At 71.3% G+C, this 17,676-nt stretch carries 14 protein-coding genes; 10 read left to right on the top strand and 4 right to left on the bottom strand.

The features are described 5' to 3' along the window. Window positions 1–32: 32 nt before the first annotated feature. Entirely contained in the window at window positions 33–1,427 is a 1,395-nt protein-coding gene (locus AB0878_RS27905) for an FAD-binding oxidoreductase (RefSeq protein ID WP_366583202.1), read from the bottom strand. A 272-nt stretch (window positions 1,428–1,699) separates the two neighbouring features. On the opposite strand from AB0878_RS27905, the gene AB0878_RS27910 reads away from it, so the two are divergent. Beyond that, on the top strand, window positions 1,700–4,711 hold the full coding sequence (locus AB0878_RS27910; RefSeq protein WP_366583203.1) for an AAA family ATPase: 3,012 nt from the start codon (window positions 1,700–1,702) through the stop codon (window positions 4,709–4,711). Between the two features lie 10 nt (window positions 4,712–4,721). Here the strand turns inward: AB0878_RS27910 and AB0878_RS27915 are convergent, their stop codons facing one another. Beyond that, the gene (locus AB0878_RS27915) at window positions 4,722–5,030 is read right to left on the bottom strand and encodes a hypothetical protein (RefSeq protein WP_366583204.1); all 309 of its coding nucleotides are present in this window, start codon (window positions 5,028–5,030) and stop codon (window positions 4,722–4,724) included. Between the two features lie 3 nt (window positions 5,031–5,033). Then, window positions 5,034–5,318, bottom strand: a complete 285-nt coding sequence (locus AB0878_RS27920; protein ID WP_366583205.1) for a zinc finger protein — start codon at window positions 5,316–5,318, stop codon at window positions 5,034–5,036. Window positions 5,319–5,460: 142 nt separating this feature from the next. Here AB0878_RS27920 and AB0878_RS27925 point away from each other — a divergent pair, with 142 nt between their 5' ends. The 9 genes from AB0878_RS27925 (at window position 5,461) to AB0878_RS27965 (ending at window position 16,949) form a co-directional block, all read left to right on the top strand. Then, window positions 5,461–6,306, top strand: a complete 846-nt coding sequence (locus tag AB0878_RS27925) for a helix-turn-helix transcriptional regulator (RefSeq protein WP_366583206.1) — start codon at window positions 5,461–5,463, stop codon at window positions 6,304–6,306. Next, window positions 6,296–6,484 (top strand): DUF397 domain-containing protein, encoded by a 189-nt coding sequence (locus tag AB0878_RS27930; RefSeq protein ID WP_366583207.1) that lies wholly within the window; start codon window positions 6,296–6,298, stop codon window positions 6,482–6,484. Before AB0878_RS27925 ends, AB0878_RS27930 begins: the two co-directional genes overlap by 11 nt. A gap of 157 nt (window positions 6,485–6,641) precedes the next feature. After that, a complete protein-coding gene (gene sthA, locus AB0878_RS27935; protein WP_366583208.1) occupies window positions 6,642–8,054 on the top strand; it encodes a Si-specific NAD(P)(+) transhydrogenase in 1,413 nt (470 codons plus the stop codon). A gap of 152 nt (window positions 8,055–8,206) precedes the next feature. Further along, on the top strand, window positions 8,207–10,114 hold the full coding sequence (locus AB0878_RS27940) for an intein-containing Rv2578c family radical SAM protein (protein ID WP_366583209.1): 1,908 nt from the start codon (window positions 8,207–8,209) through the stop codon (window positions 10,112–10,114). Window positions 10,115–11,233: 1,119 nt separating this feature from the next. Further along, window positions 11,234–11,725, top strand: coding sequence for a hypothetical protein (locus AB0878_RS27945; RefSeq protein ID WP_366583210.1), 492 nt, complete (start codon window positions 11,234–11,236; stop codon window positions 11,723–11,725). Window positions 11,726–11,888: 163 nt separating this feature from the next. Next, window positions 11,889–13,715, top strand: a complete 1,827-nt coding sequence (gene aspS, locus AB0878_RS27950) for an aspartate--tRNA ligase (RefSeq protein WP_366583211.1) — start codon at window positions 11,889–11,891, stop codon at window positions 13,713–13,715. Further along, window positions 13,715–14,656: a DUF389 domain-containing protein gene (locus AB0878_RS27955; protein WP_366583212.1), complete on the top strand. Its 942-nt coding sequence runs from the start codon at window positions 13,715–13,717 to the stop codon at window positions 14,654–14,656. The genes aspS and AB0878_RS27955 overlap by 1 nt, the downstream gene beginning before the upstream one ends. A 79-nt stretch (window positions 14,657–14,735) precedes the next feature. Next, the gene (locus AB0878_RS27960) at window positions 14,736–15,923 is read left to right on the top strand and encodes a phosphotransferase (protein ID WP_366583213.1); all 1,188 of its coding nucleotides are present in this window, start codon (window positions 14,736–14,738) and stop codon (window positions 15,921–15,923) included. 150 nt (window positions 15,924–16,073) lie between these two features. Continuing rightward, window positions 16,074–16,949 (top strand): SGNH/GDSL hydrolase family protein, encoded by an 876-nt coding sequence (locus tag AB0878_RS27965; protein WP_366583336.1) that lies wholly within the window; start codon window positions 16,074–16,076, stop codon window positions 16,947–16,949. Here AB0878_RS27965 and AB0878_RS27970 read toward each other — a convergent pair. Beyond that, window positions 16,915–17,667: a metallophosphoesterase family protein gene (locus tag AB0878_RS27970; protein WP_366583214.1), complete on the bottom strand. Its 753-nt coding sequence runs from the start codon at window positions 17,665–17,667 to the stop codon at window positions 16,915–16,917. The two genes, AB0878_RS27965 and AB0878_RS27970, sit on opposite strands and share 35 nt — an antisense overlap. Window positions 17,668–17,676: the final 9 nt, after the last annotated feature.

Raw genomic sequence — 17,676 nt, forward strand, 5'->3', positions numbered from 1 at the left:
ACCGCTGCGCCGCAGCCACCCGGCCGGGCCGCTCACGAACCGGACGGCCGGATGTTCTGGTTGATGTGGAACAGGTTCTGCGGGTCGTACCGGTTCTTGACCTGCGCCAGCCGCGCGTAGTTGTCGCGGTAGGCGGCCCGCACGCGGTCGTCACCCTCCTCCATCATGAAGTTGACGTAGGCGCCGCCGGCCGAGGTCGGGTGCAGCTCGGTCCAGTAGTCCTTCGTCCAGCGGGTGATCTTCTCCCGGTTGTCGGGCGAGGGGTCCACGCCCACGATCACACCGGACCAGCCACCGTCGCGGTAGGGGAACGCCGTGGCGTCGGCGGCGACCCGGGCGGCGGCACCGTCGATCGGGTACATGTGCATGCTGGAGTGCATCGTCGGCAGCATCTCGCCGAAGCGGCGGTGGATGGCGATCGCGTCGTCGGAGATCTCCGTGGTGACGTCGGCGCGCCAGTACCACTGCAGACCCGGCGGGTAGAGCCCGTCGAACGCGCTCTGCAGCGCCGTGAACGGCATCGGCTGCAGACCCACCACCAGTGGTGACCCGAACGAGCGCACCGGCTCGAAGACCTCGTCGGCCCTCGCGTGGTCACCGGTGTAGCACCAGACGATGGCGCACGCCTTGCGGTTCCACAGCTCCTCCGGGAACGGCGGTGCCGGCGGGATGGTGATCAGCCCGAACCAGCCGCTGAGCTCTTCGGGCAGCGAAGGCAGCAGCTCGCGGTACCAGCGCAGCACGTCTTCGGTGTCCTCCAGTGCGTAGAGCACCGGGCCGCCGATGATCGTGCCGTGGTCGCCGATGTCGTGGCAGCGGAAGGTGAACGACGTGACCACGCCGAAGTTCCCGCCGCCCCCGCGCAGGGCCCAGAACAGGTCCGGGTTCGACTTCTCACTGGCGTGCACGAAACTGCCGTCGGCGAGGACGACGTCCGCGGAGAGCAGGTTGTCGACCGTCAGCCCGAAGCGCCGGGCCAGGTAGCCGATCCCGCCGCCGAGGGTCAGCCCGCCGACGCCGGTGGAGGAGATGATCCCCGACGGCGTGGCCATGCCGAAGCCCACGGTTGCGTGGTCGACGTCGCCCCAGGTGCACCCGGCGTCGACGCGCACGGTGTGCGTCTCGGGGTCCACGGTCGTGCTGCGCATCGCGGAAAGGTCGACCACCAGCGCGTCGTCGGCGATGCCCAGCCCGCCGGCGTTGTGCCCGCCGCCGCGCACGGCGAGGTCGATCCGGTTCTCCCGCGCGAAATTCACACACGTGACGACATCCGCGGTGTCCGCACACCGGGCGATGGCGGCCGGGTGCTTGTCGATCATCCCGTTGTAGACGGCGCGCGCCTGGTCGTAGCCGTCGTCGCCGCGCGTCACGAGCTCGCCCCTCAGCGCCAGTGCCAGCTCGGGGAACGGTGCGGTGATGGTGGTCATGCGATTTCTCCCTGATGTGGAACGGCCTCCCGGTCGGGCTGCCTGCCCCACCGAAGCTAGGGACGGGGCGTTCGCGCAGCGTTCGGGTGCGCCGAGGGGTCCGTTCGGTGATGAGTTTTTTGCCGGGAACGCAGGCGCGGCCGGCGATCTTTTTGGCGTTGTGCAAGAACTTCTCCACGGCGCTCATCGCGCGCCCGCGAGCCGGCCCGGCGGCGGAGCCGTCCTGTGCGCCCACGGCCCGACTACCGTGCCTGGACAGGAGGCACCCCGGGATGCTCTACGTGTCGCTGCTGGGCGAGCAGTCGGTCACCCACGGTGCGACCGGGCCGGCGGTGACCCGGTCGCCGCGGGCGATCGCGCTCGTCGGCTACCTCGTGACGCATGCGGGGCTGCCGCAGCCGAGGCAGCGGATCGCGTCGCTGTTCTGGCCCGATTCCTCCGACGCGCAGGCCCGCACGAACCTGCGCCGCGAGCTGCACCACCTGCGCCAGGTCCTGGGCGAGGACTCGGCGCTGCTCGCGACCGCGACCGATCTGTCCTGGCAGGACACTCCCCGTTGCCGCGTCGACGTGCGCGTGTTCGACGCCGAACGCCGCGCCGCCCTGGCCGCCGGCGAAGACGAGGAAGTCCGCGCCCACGCCGGCGCCGCGCTGGCCGAGTACCGCGGCGAGCTGATGCCCGGCCTGGCCGACGAATGGCTCTTCGAACCCCGCAACGAGCTCGAACAGCAATGTGTGGCCCTGTGCGACCTGCTCGGCGACGCCCAGTGCCGCCTGGGCGACCTCGCGGGCGCCGCGGAAACCGCCCGCCGCCGGATCCGCCTGCGGCCGCTGGAAGAGCTGGGCTACCGCACGCTCATGGAGCTGCAGGCCGACCTCGGCGACCGCGCCGGGGCCGTGAGCACCTACCACCAGTGCGCGGCGGTGCTCGAACGCGAGCTGGGCGTGGCGCCCGACCGCGCCACGCAAGCGGCGTTGCGGCGGCTGCTGGCCGATGCCGTGCCCAGCCGCGAATCCCGGCTCGTCGGCCGCACCCGCGAGTTCACGCGGCTGCGGGAACGGTGGCAGCAAGCCGCGCGCGGCCAGCCGTCGGTGGCGCTCGTGCGGGGCGACGCCGGCGTCGGAAAGACCCGGCTGGTGGTCGAGCTGGCCCGGCTCGCGCGCAGCCAGGGTGCGGTGGTGGCGGGGACGCAGTGCTTCGGGACGTCGGGAAGGCTCGCGCTGGCGCCGGTGGCGGACTGGCTGCGCAACCCCGTGCTCCAGCCGTCGTTGGCGACACTCGCGCCCGTCTGGCGCGCCGAAGTGGACCGGCTCGTGCCGGCCGGCAAGGACAGCGGCAAGGAAGGCGGACCGGCGCCCGTGGTGCGCGCGGTGGCCGACGCGTGGCAGCGGCACCGCTTCTTCGAAGGGCTCGCCCGCGCCCTCACCGGCGCCGGCCGGCCGACGTTGCTCGTGCTCGACAACGCGCAGTGGTGCGATCAGGAAACCCTGGCGTTCCTGCTCTTCTGCCTCGGCCTCGAACCCCGCGCACCGCTGCTGCTCGCCGCCACTCAGCGGTCGGATCCCGGCGACGGCACCCTCGCCGGCTGGACGGAACGCCTGCGCGCCACCGGTCGGCTGTCCGAAGTGGATCTCAGCCCACTGGACCTCGACGACACCGCGCGGCTGGCCGAGTCCGTCTCCGGTCTCCTGCCTTCGGGCGACGAGCTCACCCTCCTGCACGCCGCGACCGGCGGCTTCCCGCTGTCGGTGGTGGAGGCGCTGCGCTCCGGCGGCCCGCCCGGAGATCTCGACGCCGTGCTCACCGAACGCCTGCGGCAACCGACTCCCGACGCCCGCGAGATCGCGGGCCTGGCGGCCGCCGTCGGCCGGGATTTCTCGCTCGACCTGCTCACCGAGGCCAGCGACCTCGACGCCGAAGCCGTGGTGCGCGCCGTCGACGAGCTGTGGCGGCTGCGGATCCTGCGCGAGTTCCGCGACGGCTACGACTTCTCCCACGACCTGCTCCGCGACGCCGCCTACCGCCAGGTGACCCGCGCGCGGCGGTGGCTGCTGCACCGCCGGCTGGCCCAGAGCCTCGAACTGCTGCACCCCGGCGACACCGGTTCCGTCTCCGCGCAGCTGGCCGAGCAGTACGCCCGCGGCGGCCGGCCGGACCGGGCCGTGGAGTTCTACCGCCGGGCCGCCGAGCTCGCGTCCGGCACCTTCGCCCACGGCGAGGCGATCCGGCTACTGCGCGAAGCCCTGTCGTTGCTCGCCGGCGCCCCCGCCGGGCCGGAGACCGACCGCCGTGAGCTGGAGGTGCTCGAAGCCCTTTCCGGACCCCTCAACGCCCGGCTCGGCTACGCGTCCCCCGATCTCCAACGCGCCCTCGAACGCTCGATCGTGCTCGCGGAACGCCTGGGGCAGCAGGATTCCACGCTCGTCGCCTTGGTGGGGCTGTGGACGTCGAGGTTCGTGCAAGGCCGCACCGCCCGCGCGCACGAAGCGGCGAAACGCGCCCTCGAACTCGTCGACGACGACCGCACCAAAGACGAGCTCAACGGCTCCGCGCACTTCGCGTTCGCCGGCTCGTCGGTGAGCCTCGGCCGGCCCGGGGAGGCGCTGCGCCACTTCGACCTCGCCGCCCGCCTCACGCGCGGCGCGCCGTCGCTGCCCATCGGCACGCGCCCCGAGGTGCACAGCCCGGCCTGGGCCGCGCACGCGCACTGGCTGCTGGGGCACGAGGACGAAGCGCTCCGCAGCTGCCGTGAAGCCGTCAGCCTGGCGCGCACGAAGACGCACCCGTACAGCCTCGCAGTGGCCCTCGCCTACGCCGGCATCACCCACCAGATGCGCGGCGACCTCGGCGACGTGAAGCAGGTCTCGGCCGAGCTGCGCGAGCTCTGCGGCCGTTACGGCTTCGCCTACTACCGCGAGTGGGGCCTCGTCCTGGGCGGCTGGGTCCGCGGCGACGCCGACGGCCTCGCCGACATCCGCCGCGGCGTCGCCAACCTCAAGGCCGAGGGCTCGCTCGCCCGCATGCCCTACTGGCTCGCGCTGCAGGCCGACCTGCTGGCCCGCCACGACCGCCCCGGCCCGGCCCGGGCCGCCCTCGACGCCGCCCTCGTCGTCGGCCAGGCCCGCGACGACCTCTGGTGGCTCCCCGAGGTGTTGCGCCTGCGCTCCGCCTACGACGGGCGCGAACAAGGCCGGATCCGCCTGAAGTCGGCGGTGGAGCTGGCGGCCGCGCAGGGGAGTACGACGCTGCGGCTGCGCTGCGAACGCGACCTCGACCGGTATTGAGCCGCAGCGTTCAGGGGCGTTCGCCGGCCCGCTCGACGACGAACGCCCGGCACCTCTCGAGCGCGTCGTGCAGCCGCGCCGCTCGCTCCAGCACGAGTTCGAGCTCCAGGACCGTCGGCACCGTGGTTTCCCTGAGCCGCCACACGATCCCGGACATCTTCAGCGACAGCCCCCACGTCACCGCGTCGGCCGCGTCGACCAGCTCCTGCAGCGCGCGACGGTCACCGGCCGGCAGCCCCGGACGCGTGCCAGTGTCCCGGGACGTGGAGGCCCTGCCGCCACCCGACGTGGCGGCAGGGGTCTGGGCGCGAACGGTCATGGCTCAGCACTTCACCTTCGGCCGCTGACGGTCCTCGTAGTCCTCCAGCACCAGCGGGTCCGCGTCGCCGCGCGGGGCCGGCGGGATGCCGAGCGCCTTGCGGATCTTGTAGTCGCACCCGCCGCACGTCGGATCGAGCCACGGCTTGTCCGGCGTGTGCACGTCCGCCTCGCCGACCTCCAGCCGGTAGCCGCACAGCGTCGTGAACGTCGCGCCGAGATCCAGTACCCCGCGATGCACGGCCTGCCTGGCGTGCCGCCGTCCCGATGCTTGTTGCCACACGTACATGAAGCCCTCCCCGGCTGATCAGCTGCCCGCACCCGCTGCATGCAGCAAAGCTAGGATGCGATGCATGCAGCGGTTGCGCAACCCCCGCGCGGGCCGCAATCGGGTGAATAACCGACTACTCTCAGCCGCTAAGATCTGCTGCATGGCCAGCAACATGCCCACGCCGCGATCGCGGGAGTTCGGTTCGATCCTGCGCAATGCCGCCCAGGCGAAGGGGTATTCAACCCGGCAGCTCGGAACTCTGATCCGGCGCAACGGCTCTCACGTGTCGCGGTACTTCCAGGGTTTGCTCATCCCGTCGGAAGCCGAGACCGGCGCGATCTGCGTGCACCTCGGCATCGAAGGCGAGGCTCTCGAGGCGCTGCTGCAGATTCGGCTGGAAGCCGCCGACCCCAACTGGGTCACCGGGGTCAACCGGCAGCTCGCCGTCCTGAGCGAGTACGAAGCGGCGGCATCTCAGATCTTCACCGCCCAGGCGCAGCGGATTCCCGGGTTGCTTCAAGCCCGGACGTACGCTGAGACCTTGATGCGCGCAACGGGTGACACTGAGGATGAGATCAAGGCCGGCGCTGACTTTCGAGTGGGCCGGCGGGAGAAGGTGCTCGCGTCGAAGGTCGAAGCCACCTTCGTCATCGGCGAGTATGCGCTGCGCTACCCCGAGTGCGACGACACGGCGTGGACCGAGCAGCTGCGGTTTCTGATCGAAGTCGCGCAACTGCCCCAGATCACGATCCAGATCGTTCCCATGGCGGCGCTGTACACGCCGCTTCGCGACGGCGGGTTCGTGTTGATCGAGGGTGCCGAACCGGGCGCCGATGTGGTTTACCTGGAGCAGTACGCGAGTAGTTCCACATTGACTGCGAAGCAGTACATCCGCGGGTACAAGGAAGCGGCGGAACAGCTCCGCCGCGATGCGATGAGCCCTGACGATTCAGTCAGGCTGATCGGTGAGTTGATCGAGGAGGTGGAGAAAAGAGATGACAAGTGACTTCCACTGGCGGAAGTCGTCGTTCTCAGGGAACGCGCAGCAGGAATGCGTGGAGGTCGGGTTCCCTGCGGCGGGTCCGCTGGATGAGGTGGCTGTCCGGGACTCCAAGGATCCCGAAGGGGGCCACTTCGCGCTCTCGCCCGCCGGTTGGCGCGGGTTCCTGAAGTCCGTCCGCTAGATGTCACCGGCAGTGGTGCCCCAGCTTCCCGACGATGCTGGGGCACCGCTGTTTCCGGCGCTCGGCTCCGGCGCCGCAGGCGAACACGGCGTTAAGGTGGCGTGGCGGGGGCGGGCCAGGGCTTGCGGCGCGGGGGGTGAGTGCGCAGGCTCACACCGTGAGCGAACGTGACTACGACCTGATCGTCATCGGCTCGGGCCCGGGTGGGCAGAAGGCCGCCATCGCGGCCGCGAAGCTGGGGAAGAAGGTGGCGGTCGTCGATCGCCACGACATGGTGGGCGGCGTGTGCGTCAACACGGGCACGATCCCGTCCAAGACGCTGCGCGAGGCGGTCCTCTACCTGACGGGGATGAACCAGCGCGAGCTCTACGGCGCCAGCTACCGCGTGAAGCAGGACATCACCATCGCCGACCTCATGGCGCGCACCCAGCACGTGGTGGGGCGCGAGGTCCAAGTGGTCCGGGCCCAGTTGCTGCGCAACCACATCGACCTCGTGCCGGGCACGGGGTCGTTCGCCGATCCGCACACGGTGCTGGTCGAGGGGCGGCACGTCGGTGACCGGCGCACGGTGTCGGGCGACCACATCGTGATCGCCACCGGCACGCGGCCGGCGCGCCCGGCGCACGTGGACTTCGACGCCGCGCGGGTGCTCGACTCGGACGAGATCCTGCGGCTGGAGGCGATCCCGTCGTCGCTCGTCGTGGTGGGGGCCGGGGTGATCGGGATCGAGTACGCGTCGATGTTCGCCGCGCTCGGCTCGCGCGTGACGGTGGTGGAGCAGCGCGACCAGATGCTCGACTTCTGCGACCCGGAGATCGTGGAGTCGCTGAAGTTCCAGCTGCGCGACCTCGGGGTCACGTTCCGGTTCGGGGAGAAGGTGGCGAACGTCGCGGTCTCCGACGAGACCACCGTGACCACGCTCGTCAGCGGCAAGCGCATCCCGGCCGACGGCGTCATGTACTCCGCCGGCCGCCAGGGCATGACCCACGAGCTCGCCCTGGAGAACGCCGGCCTCCTGGCCGACGAACGTGGCCGCCTGGCGGTCGACGAGCACTACCGCACCGAGGTGGAGCACATCTACGCCGTCGGCGACGTCATCGGCTTCCCCGCGCTCGCCGCCACCTCGATGGACCAGGGCCGGCTCGCCGCGTACCACGCGTTCGGCGAACCCGCGAACGGCCTCGGCGCCCTGCAGCCCATCGGCATCTACACGATCCCGGAGATCTCCTACGTCGGCGCCACCGAGGCCCAGCTGACGTCCTCCTCGGTGCCGTACGAAGTCGGCATCTCCCGCTACCGCGAGCTCGCGCGCGGCCAGATCACGGGCGACAGCTACGGCATGCTGAAGCTCTTGGTGTCCGCAGTGGACCGCAAACTGCTGGGCGTCCACGTCTTCGGCACGGGCGCCACGGACCTCGTCCACATCGGCCAGGCCGTCATGGGCTGCGGCGGCACCGTCGACTACCTGGTGGACGCGGTGTTCAACTACCCGACCCTCTCGGAGGCGTACAAGGTCGCGGCCCTGGACGCGACGAACAAGATCCGGGCTCTGGACCGGTTCCCGATCTGAGGCTCTTCGCTGGACACGCGCCGCCGGGGCTCACTCCGGCGGCGCTGTGCTGCCGGGGCCGATTCGCCTGGCCACATCGGTCGGCCGCGTCATCGGAGTGACCGTTCGAACACCTGTTTGACACTCGATAGAACATGTGTTCGACTGGGCGGGTGCGATGGGAACGACAACGAGCGGGGGAGGGCGAGCCGATCCTGCCTGGTCTGGACGGGTTGCTGCGGTCCGTGCGGTCACCGGAGTTCGACGGCGTCACCTTTCACGAGGTGCACGCCAAGTCGGTGCTGAACCGGGTGCCCGACGGGTCGCAGGTGCCGTTCCGGTGGACCGTGAACCCGTACCGCGGGTGTTCCCACGCGTGCACGTATTGCCTCGAAGGCGGCACACCCGTGCTGATGGCCGACGGGCGCGTGAAGCCGATCGCCGACCTGCAGGTGGGGGAGCGGATCCTCGGCACCCGCGGCCACGGCGTCGCGCGGCGGCTGGTGCCCACGGAGGTGCTGGCGCACTGGACGACGGTGCGCGAGGCGTACCGCGTGACACTCGACGACGGCACCGCCCTCGTCACCGGGCCCGACCACCGGTTCCTCAGCGCGCGTGGCTGGAAGTACGTCACCGGCAGCAAGCTCGGCGCGGCACAGCGGCCGCACCTGGTCGAGGGCACGGAACTCGTCGGCGGCGGCAAGTTCGTGCGCACGCCCGACGACACGCTCGGCTACCGCGCGGGCTACCTGTGCGGCATGTTGCGTTCCGGCGGCTTCGCGGCGGAGAAGGACGCGGCGGCGCGGGCGTTGCGGTACCTGCCCGATTTCGGTGCGTCCGTGGGGTTCATGAGCCTGCCACCGAAGCCCGACGCGCACTGGGCGCGCGGGTTCCTCGCCGGACTGTTCGACCTGGCGGGCGCGTATCGGCGCGGGGTGCTGTCGATCGCGCACGACGAGACCGATGTGGTCGAGGCGATGTTCGCGGCGCTGGACCGGTTTTCGTTCGAGTACGAGACCGTCGGCCACCGCGAGTACGCCGGCCGGCGCCAGGCGCGGCTGACCGGCGGCGCCGGGGAGGTGTTGCGGTTCCTGCACGTGACCGATCCGGCGGTCGCGTGGAAGCGCTCTCTCGACGGCACGACGATCGGGTCCGTGCGGCGGGTCGTCACGTCCGTCGAGTCGCTCGGCCTGGAGCTGCCGCTGTTCGACATCACCACCGGCACCGGCGACTTCGTGGCCGACGGCATGGTGTCCCACAACTGTTTCGCCCGCAACACCCACACCTACCTCGACTTCGACGCGGGCCACGACTTCGACACCCAGGTCGTGGTGAAGGTCAACGCCCCGGAAGTCCTTGCCGCGCAACTGAAACGGCCCAGCTGGCAGCGCGAGCACGTGGCCATGGGCACCAACACCGACCCGTACCAACGCGCCGAGGGCCGCTATCGCCTGATGCCCGGCATCATCCGCGCCCTGGCCGACTCGGGCACGCCACTGTCGATCCTGTCGAAGGGCACGGTCCTCACCCGCGACCTCCCGCTGCTGGAATCGGTCGCCAAAGACGTGCCGGTGAGCCTCGCCGTCTCGATCGCCCTGCTCGACCGCGAGCTGCAACGCCGCCTCGAACCCGGCACCCCCAGCCCGCAGGCCCGCCTCGACCTCGTCCGCAAGGCCCGCACGGCCGGCCTGCCGTGTTCCGTGCTCGTCGCCCCGGTGCTGCCCTACCTCACGGACTCCGTCGAAGCCCTCGACGCCCTCTTCACCGAACTCGCCGACGCCGGCGCCGACAGCGTCACCGTCATCCCCCTCCACCTCCGCCCCGGCGCCCGCGAGTGGTTCGCCTCGTGGCTCGGCCGCCACCACCCCACGCTGGTGCCGCGCTACAAACGCCTCTACTCCCGCGGCAGCTACGTCGACCGCGCCTACCGCCAACAACTCGGCGAACGCGTCGGCCCCCTGCTCCGCCGCCACGGCCTGGCCCCCAAAACGGGCTACAACCCCCGCACCGCCGCCGAACCCGAAGTCCCGGAGCCCCGCGCGGAAACCCCACCACCCGCCGAACAGCTCCGCCTGCTCTGACCGCGCCACCCGGCCTTCCCCGACCGGCGCGCTCAGCAGCGGTGACCCGGCCGCCAGGCCCCCGAACGGCCGGGTCACCGTCCCTTCCGTTCGGTGGTGGGGCTTGCGGTTGAAGTCGCGCCTCGGCCCTCGCGCTCGCAGTCTTGTCCCGTCATCGCGCCCGAGCCCAGGCCTGCACCCGCACTCGTGCCCGCCGCGTCGAACTCGTGGCCGCCCCCTCGCGCTTGTGCCCGCTCCCGTGCTCGCGTTCGTGCCCAGGCTCGCGCTTGTGCCCGCCTCCTCGCGCTTGTGCCCGCCCAGTGCTCGCGCTCGTGCCGAGGCTCGCTGCCCCACTCGTGCCTGCGCTCGGACCCGCACTCGTGCCTGCGGTCGAACTCCTGCCCGCCGCCCTCACTCGCGCCCGCACCCGTCGCTGCTCCTGCGGCCTCGTCAACGCTCCGCGTACGACCGACTCGAGCCGAGGTGCCCGCACCCGCCGCGAGTTGTGGAAACCCACCACCCGCCGAACAGCTCCGCCTGCTCTGACCCACCTGGCTGGCCCGATTCACCGGCCGGCCTTCCCCGGCCCGGTGCGGCCGAAACGGTGGCCAGGCCGGCACGCCCCCCGGAGCGGCCGGGGTAAGGCCCTTCTCTTCCGGCGGTCGGGCACGCTCTTGAACTCCGCGCCCGCTCTCCGCACTCACCCTCGCGCCCAGGCCCGCCGCCCTCGTGCGCCGTTCTCGCCCGCGTTCGGACTTGCACCCGCTCCCGTGGCTGCGCCGTGCAGCCTCGTCAACGCTCCGCGTATGACCGACTTCAGCCGAGTTGTCCACACCTGCCCCGAGTTGTGGAAACCCACCACCCGCCGAACAGCTCCGCCTGCTCTGACACACCTCGTCCGGCTCACCAGCCGGCCTGCCCCGACCAGGTGTGGCCGAAACGGCGGCCCGGCCGGCACGCCCCGAACGGCCGGGCTACCCCTCCTCGGCGAGACAGTGTCCCTGCGCGGTCGCCGCTGCCCGTCGAATGGTGTGATTGCGTCGGGTTTCGTCGTGACGGCACACAGCGGTTGCGCCGTCGATGCCGCAATACCGGCGTATGCCCTCGGCACGGCGGTTCGTCGGGTGACGAAGGAGCACAGTGGACTACACACCGCCGGCGTCGGTGCCGGGGCGAAGGCTTGGACCGCGCCCGTTGACCGAGGATGGGGTCGCGGCGTTGCTGGACCGTTACGCGTTTCACGACTCCGTCCTCCGCCGTGTGGTCCTTGATCAGGAATTCGGGCGGTATGCGACACCTCCACGCGCCGCGAGGCTCGTGATCGACGCCATGGTGATGAGCGAAGATCTCCGCTGGGAACCCGTATCCCTGGACCTGCTCGGCGTGCGACGGTTCCGCATCGACGAGAGCGTCACCACCACGTGGGTCCTCTACGATCCCCCGCAGTTCACCCGCTTCGATGGGCTGTTGCAGGTCGACTTGTGCGCCGAACGCTTCGGAAACCTGCACCCGGAGAACGCCGAGGAGGTCTTCGAAGGCTCGAGCTTGGTCTTCGAAGTGGCCGGTGGCACGTGGAGCGCTCTGAACCCTTGGGGGCAGCAAGACGTCTCCGGCAGCAAAGGCCGGCCCTGATCGCGCCGACGCCGAGGACCGACACCTCCGCGTGCCTCACGCGGTAGGGACAACACCGACTCAAGCCTGGTCGCCGCCTCTTCCCTGCCATTCGTTAGCCTCTGTGTTCGGCGAAAACCCGCCGACGAACCCGTGAACCCGTGGGCTAAGGAGAGCAGTCGCAGTGCTCCGCACTCATCAAGCCGGCACCCTGCGTGCCGGGCAGGCCGGCCAGACCGTCACCCTCACCGGCTGGGTGGCGCGGCGGCGCGATCACGGCGGAGTCATCTTCATCGACCTCCGCGATGCCAGCGGGGTCGCCCAGGTGGTGTTCCGCGAGGGCGAGATGGCCGAGCGCGCGCACGCGCTGCGGTCGGAGTTCTGCGTGAAGATCGTCGGCGAGGTGTCGAAGCGGCCCGAGGGCAACGCGAACGCCGAGATCCCCACGGGCGAGATCGAGGTCCTCGCGACCGAGCTCGAAGTCCTGTCCGAGGCCGCGCCGCTGCCGTTCCCGATCGACGACCGGGTGGACGTCGGCGAAGAGGTGCGCCTGAAGTACCGCTACCTGGACCTGCGGCGCAGCGGGCCGGCGGCCGCGATGCGGCTGCGCAGCAAGGTGAGCCGGGCGGCGCGCGAGGTGCTCGACGCGCAGGACTTCGTCGAGGTCGAGACGCCGACGATGACCCGCTCCACCCCCGAGGGCGCCCGCGACTTCCTCGTGCCCGCGCGCCTCAAGCCCGGGTCCTGGTACGCGCTGCCGCAGTCGCCGCAGCTGTTCAAGCAGCTGCTGATGGTCGGTGGCCTCGAGCGCTACTACCAGATCGCGCGCTGCTACCGCGACGAAGACTTCCGCGCCGACCGCCAGCCCGAGTTCACGCAGCTCGACATCGAGATGAGCTTCGTCGACCAGGACGACGTGATCAAGCTCGGCGAGGACATCGTGTCCGCGCTGTGGAAGCTGATCGGCCACGAGATCCCGCGCCCGATCCCGCGCATCACCTACCACGAGGCCATGGCCAAGTACGGCTCCGACAAGCCGGACCTGCGCTTCGACCTCGAGATCACCGACATGACGGAGTTCTTCGCCGACACTCCGTTCCGCGTGTTCCAGGCGCCCTACGTCGGCGCGGTCGTGATGGCCGGCGGTGCCGACCAGCCGCGCCGCCAGCTCGACGCGTGGCAGGAGTGGGCCAAGCAGCGCGGCGCCCGCGGCCTCGCGTACATCCTCGTGAACGAGGACGGCACCCTCGGCGGCCCGGTCGCCAAGAACCTGTCGGAGACCGAGCGCGAGAACGTGGCCAAGGCCGCCGGTGCGAAGCCCGGCGACTGCATCTTCTTCGCCGCCGGCAAGACCGCCACGACCCAGGGCCTGCTCGGCGCCGCGCGCGACGAGATCGGCAAGCGCCTCGGCCTCATCGACGAGGACGCCTGGTCGTTCGTGTGGGTCGTCGACGCGCCGCTGTTCGCGCCGGTCGAGGACATCGGCGACGACGTGGCCGTCGGCTCGGGCAAGTGGACCGCCGTGCACCACGCGTTCACCTCGCCCACGCCGGAGTGGGTCGACAAGTTCGAGCAGGACCCGGGCGCCGCACTGGCCTACGCCTACGACATCGTCTGCAACGGCAACGAGATCGGCGGCGGCTCCATCCGTATCCACCGCGGCGACGTGCAGAAGCGCGTGTTCGCGCTGATGGGCCTCGGCGAGGAGGAAGCGCAGGAGAAGTTCGGCTTCCTGCTCGACGCGTTCGCCTTCGGCCCGCCGCCCCACGGCGGCATCGCGTTCGGCTGGGACCGCATCGTGATGCTGCTGGCCAAGGCCGACTCGCTGCGCGACGTCATCGCCTTCCCCAAGACCGGCGGCGGCTACGACCCGCTCACGGCCGCGCCCGCGCCCATCACGGCGCAGCAGCGCAAGGAAGCCGGCATCGACGCCAAGCCCCAGGCCCCGAAGACCCCCGAGGCCAAGAACCCCGAGGCCCCGAGCGCGAAACCAGCCCAGCCCCAGGGCTGATGCTCCACCTCAGGGCCCTGTGCCCGCCGGAGCGGACCCCCGAGGTGCTCGCGTACCTGCGAGCACACTCCGGGACCGCGCACCTCGTGGTGCACCACGGGGTCGCCCTCGTGCCCGCGGGCGACCTCGTGGAGGCCGACGTGGCCCGCGAAGCCGCGGGTGAGATCGTCGACGCGCTGTGCGCGCTGCACCTCGACCGCACCGGCGGCATCACGCTCGAAAACCTCGACACCGCGGTGTCCGACGCGGCCGACGCCGCCGAGGAGGCCACCCCCGGCGAGGGCGCCAACGCGATGGTCTGGCAGGAGCTGCTCGGCCGCACGGGCGAGGAGTCGCGCTGGACCCTCACGTTCCAGGCGTTCCTCACGATCGCGTGCCTGCTCGCGGCCACGGGCGTGATCACCGACTCGCCGATCACGGTCGTCGGCGCCATGGTCGTCGGTCCCGAGTTCGGCCCGCTGGCCGCCGTCGCCGTGGGCCTGGTCCTGCGGCGCTGGGACCTCGTTCGCCGGGCGGGGATCGCGCTGGCCGTGGGGTTCCCGGTGGCCATGCTGGTCACGGGCGTGGCGGTGCTGCTGGGGAGCGTGTTCGGCTTCTTCGACCCGAAGAGCATCCTCGACAACTACAACGTCGACTTCGTCTACCAAGTCGGCGCGGCCTCGTTCGTGGTCGCGCTGCTCGCCGGCGCCGCCGGGATGCTCGCGATGACGTCGGCGAAGTCCGCCGTGCTGGTCGGAGTGTTCATCTCCGTGACCACGGTGCCGGCCGCCGGTTACACGATGGTCGCCGCCGTTGCCGGGCGCTGGGACCGCGCGGGGTTTTCGGTGCTGCAGTTGTTCGTGAACCTGATCGGGATCGTCCTCGCTGCGGCCATTGTGCTGATACTTCGACGGCGCAAGCAACGTTCCGGGGACCTGTTACGTCCGCTTTCACGCGGGTGATGAACTACGCGTCGGTTCGCGTGTTCTTGCCCGGATCACTGTGGTCATGGTTGCTCAGTCACGAGTAGGGTCGGTGCCAATGACAGTCGACACCTCCTCCGCCGGCGACGCGGGCGTCGGAGCAGGAGCCGGGCAGCTCGCTGTCGCCGCGGCGGTCGCGGCGGGCGAGGCGGTGCTCTCGCGCCGCTTCGGCAGCGCGATCACCCTGGTGTCACCGGAAGGACTCGACGGCAGCGGACCGGCCACGGTCGTGCGGGCCCGGGTCGTGTCGTCGTCGTTCGCGCTGCCGCGCACGCTGGTCATCAAGCACTACCCCGACCCGCCCGAGCCCGGCGAGGCCGACCCGTTCGCGCAGGAGGCCGTGAGCTACCAGCTCTTCACGGCGTTGTCGCCCGACGAGCGCATGTGCCCCGAGCTGCTCGCCCACGACGGGCGCCACCGCGTGCTCGTGATCGAGGACCTCGGCCGCGCGCCGACGTTGCAGGACAAGCTCGCCTCGCGCGACTCCCGCGCAGCCGAGCGCGCGCTGCTGTCGTGGGCCCGTTCGCTCGGGCGCCTGCACGCGAGCACCGCCAGCCGCGAAGCCGACTTCAACGCGCTGCTGCGCCGCCTCGGCGGCCCGGTGCGCAACCAGGACGCGGGCCTGGCCGACCTCACCGCCGAGGTGCCGCCGATGCTGGCGGACCTGCTCGACGTGGTGGTCGCCGAACCGGTCCACGACCGCGTCGCCCAGGCGGTGGCGCAGGCGCGCTCGGCGTCGTTCCGGGCGTTCAGCCCGGTGGATCTGAGCCCCGACAACAACCTCGTGACCGGTTCCGGCGTGCGGTTCCTCGACTTCGAACGAGGCCGCGTGCGCACGGCCCTGGTCGACGCCGCGTACCTGCGCCTGCCCTTCGCTTCCTGCGAAGACGCGCTGGCCCTGCCCGCGGGCATGAGCGAAGCGATGATCGCCGCCTGGCGCGCCGAGGTCGTGTCCGTGTGGCCGTCGTTCGCCGACGACGAGGAGCTCGCCGCGCAGCTCACGATCAGCGAGCTGCTCATGGTCTGGCTCATCACCCGCGAAACGCTCCCGAAACTGGACCTCAGCCGCCACGCCACGCCCGTGAGCCGGGAGGCGGCGCTCGTCACGTGGTGGCGCGAGCTGGCCAAGCACGCGGGTTACGCGCGGCTCACGGACATCGCCGAGCACGCACAGCGCGTGGCCGCGGCGCTCGGCGCGCGGCTCGGACCGCACGCGGATCTGGCGTTCTACCCCGCTTTCCGCTAGCCCGATTCGTCGGGAAGATCCCGTTTCGCGCGGGTGAACGAGGGAAACCGGCAATCCCGACCCCGCCGGGCGGACAGGACATGCCAAGAGTTTCAGCCCCCGTCCATGCCGCGTTACCTGGTCATCACCGCAGGTGAGTTTCGGTGCCGGATGGTCTTCTGCGTGACCGTGATCAGCGTCGAAGTCACCCGCTTCCCCGAACCCGCCGATCCCGCGCCGCAGCGGCAGACCACCGACGCCGCGCCGGCCGACGAGCCGCGCCGTGCGCGCCGGCTGGCCATGCTGGGGGACTCCACCGCCGTGGGCCTGGGCGACCCGCTGCCGAACCGAGGTGGCTGGCGCGGAGTGGGGCCGCTCGTCGCCGCCGCGCTCGGCGTGGCCGAGGACGGATACCTCAACCCGTCGTTCGAAGGCGCGCGGATGAAGGACGTGCTGACCCGCCAGATGCCGGCGGTGCTGGAGTTCCGGCCCGAGATCGCGCTGCTCGTGGTCGGCATGAACGACACGCTGCGGCCCGATTTCAACGCGGAGCAGATCGCCGCCGACCTCACCGAGCTCATCCGCACGCTCGCCGCCCACGGCACGCTGCTGGTGCCGGTGCGGTTCCACGACCACGGCAAGGTGTTCCGCCTCCCCCCGTCGATCAAGCGCGCGCTGGGCGCCCGTGTCGCGGAGCTGAACGAGGTAATCGACGCGGTCGTGGCCGCCGAAGGCGTGCCGTGCCTGGACCTCGACGCGATGCCCGGTGCCTACGACCTGCCGTCGTGGAGCGTCGACCGGCTGCACCCGTCGGAGCTGGGGCACCGGATGCTGGCGCTCGGCTTCACCGCGCTGCTGGCCGAAGCCGGGTTCGCCGTGCCGGAACCGGTGAGCCTGACCTGCTCCGGCGGCGTCCAGCCGAGCACCGCGAGCCACGTCGTGTGGCTGGTTGCGCGCGGCCTGCCGTGGCTGTGGCGCCGCGGGCGCGAGTTCCTGCCCTACGCGGTGGCGATCATGTGGCGCTCGTTCCGCGAGCGCGTGGACTGAACACGCGCAACGCTTCCGCGTCGGACGCCGGGTTGCGCACGAAGTACTCGGCCCATTCTTCGATGCCGGCGTACTCGGACCGGGCCAGCACTTCGCACGCTTTCTCGGTGTCGTAAGGGGTTCGGCGCAGCTGCACGCCGGGGCCGAGCAGGGCCCAGTGCGCACCCGTTGTGCCGTAAGGCATTCCGACGCTGCCGGGGTTGACGATCCGGGTGCGGTCCGCCAGCCGCACGAACGGCATGTGGGTGTGCCCGCACACCACGGTTTCCGCCGTGACGCCGTCGAGCACCTCCGCCCAGCGCGACAGCGGGCTGTCGACGAGGGCGACTTCCTCGTCGTCGCGCGGGGTCGCGTGGCAGAACAGCACCTCGCCGAGCCCGTCGACGTCGAGCGTGACGGTCAGCGGCAGCGCGGCGAGCAGCTCGACCTGGTCCGGGCGCAGCTGAGCGGCGGCCCACGGCGCGATCGGGTCGGGGATCTGCGTGGTGCCGCCGCCGGCGAGCGTCACGAGTTCGCGGTCGGCGTTGCCGCGCACCCACACCGCGCGTTCGCCGAGCGCCCCGAGCCGGTCGAGCGTCTGCCGCGGCAGGGGACCGGCGGCGTGGTCGCCGCACAGCACGACCACGTCGGCCGCCGCGACGTCCGGCTCCGCGAGCACGGCGTCGAGCGCGGGCAGCACCCCGTGGATGTCGGACAGGACCGCGACGGAGGACACCATCCCGCGATT

It is taken from the genome of Amycolatopsis sp. NPDC047767, from assembly GCF_040704195.1.
Lineage (GTDB): Bacteria > Actinomycetota > Actinomycetes > Mycobacteriales > Pseudonocardiaceae > Amycolatopsis.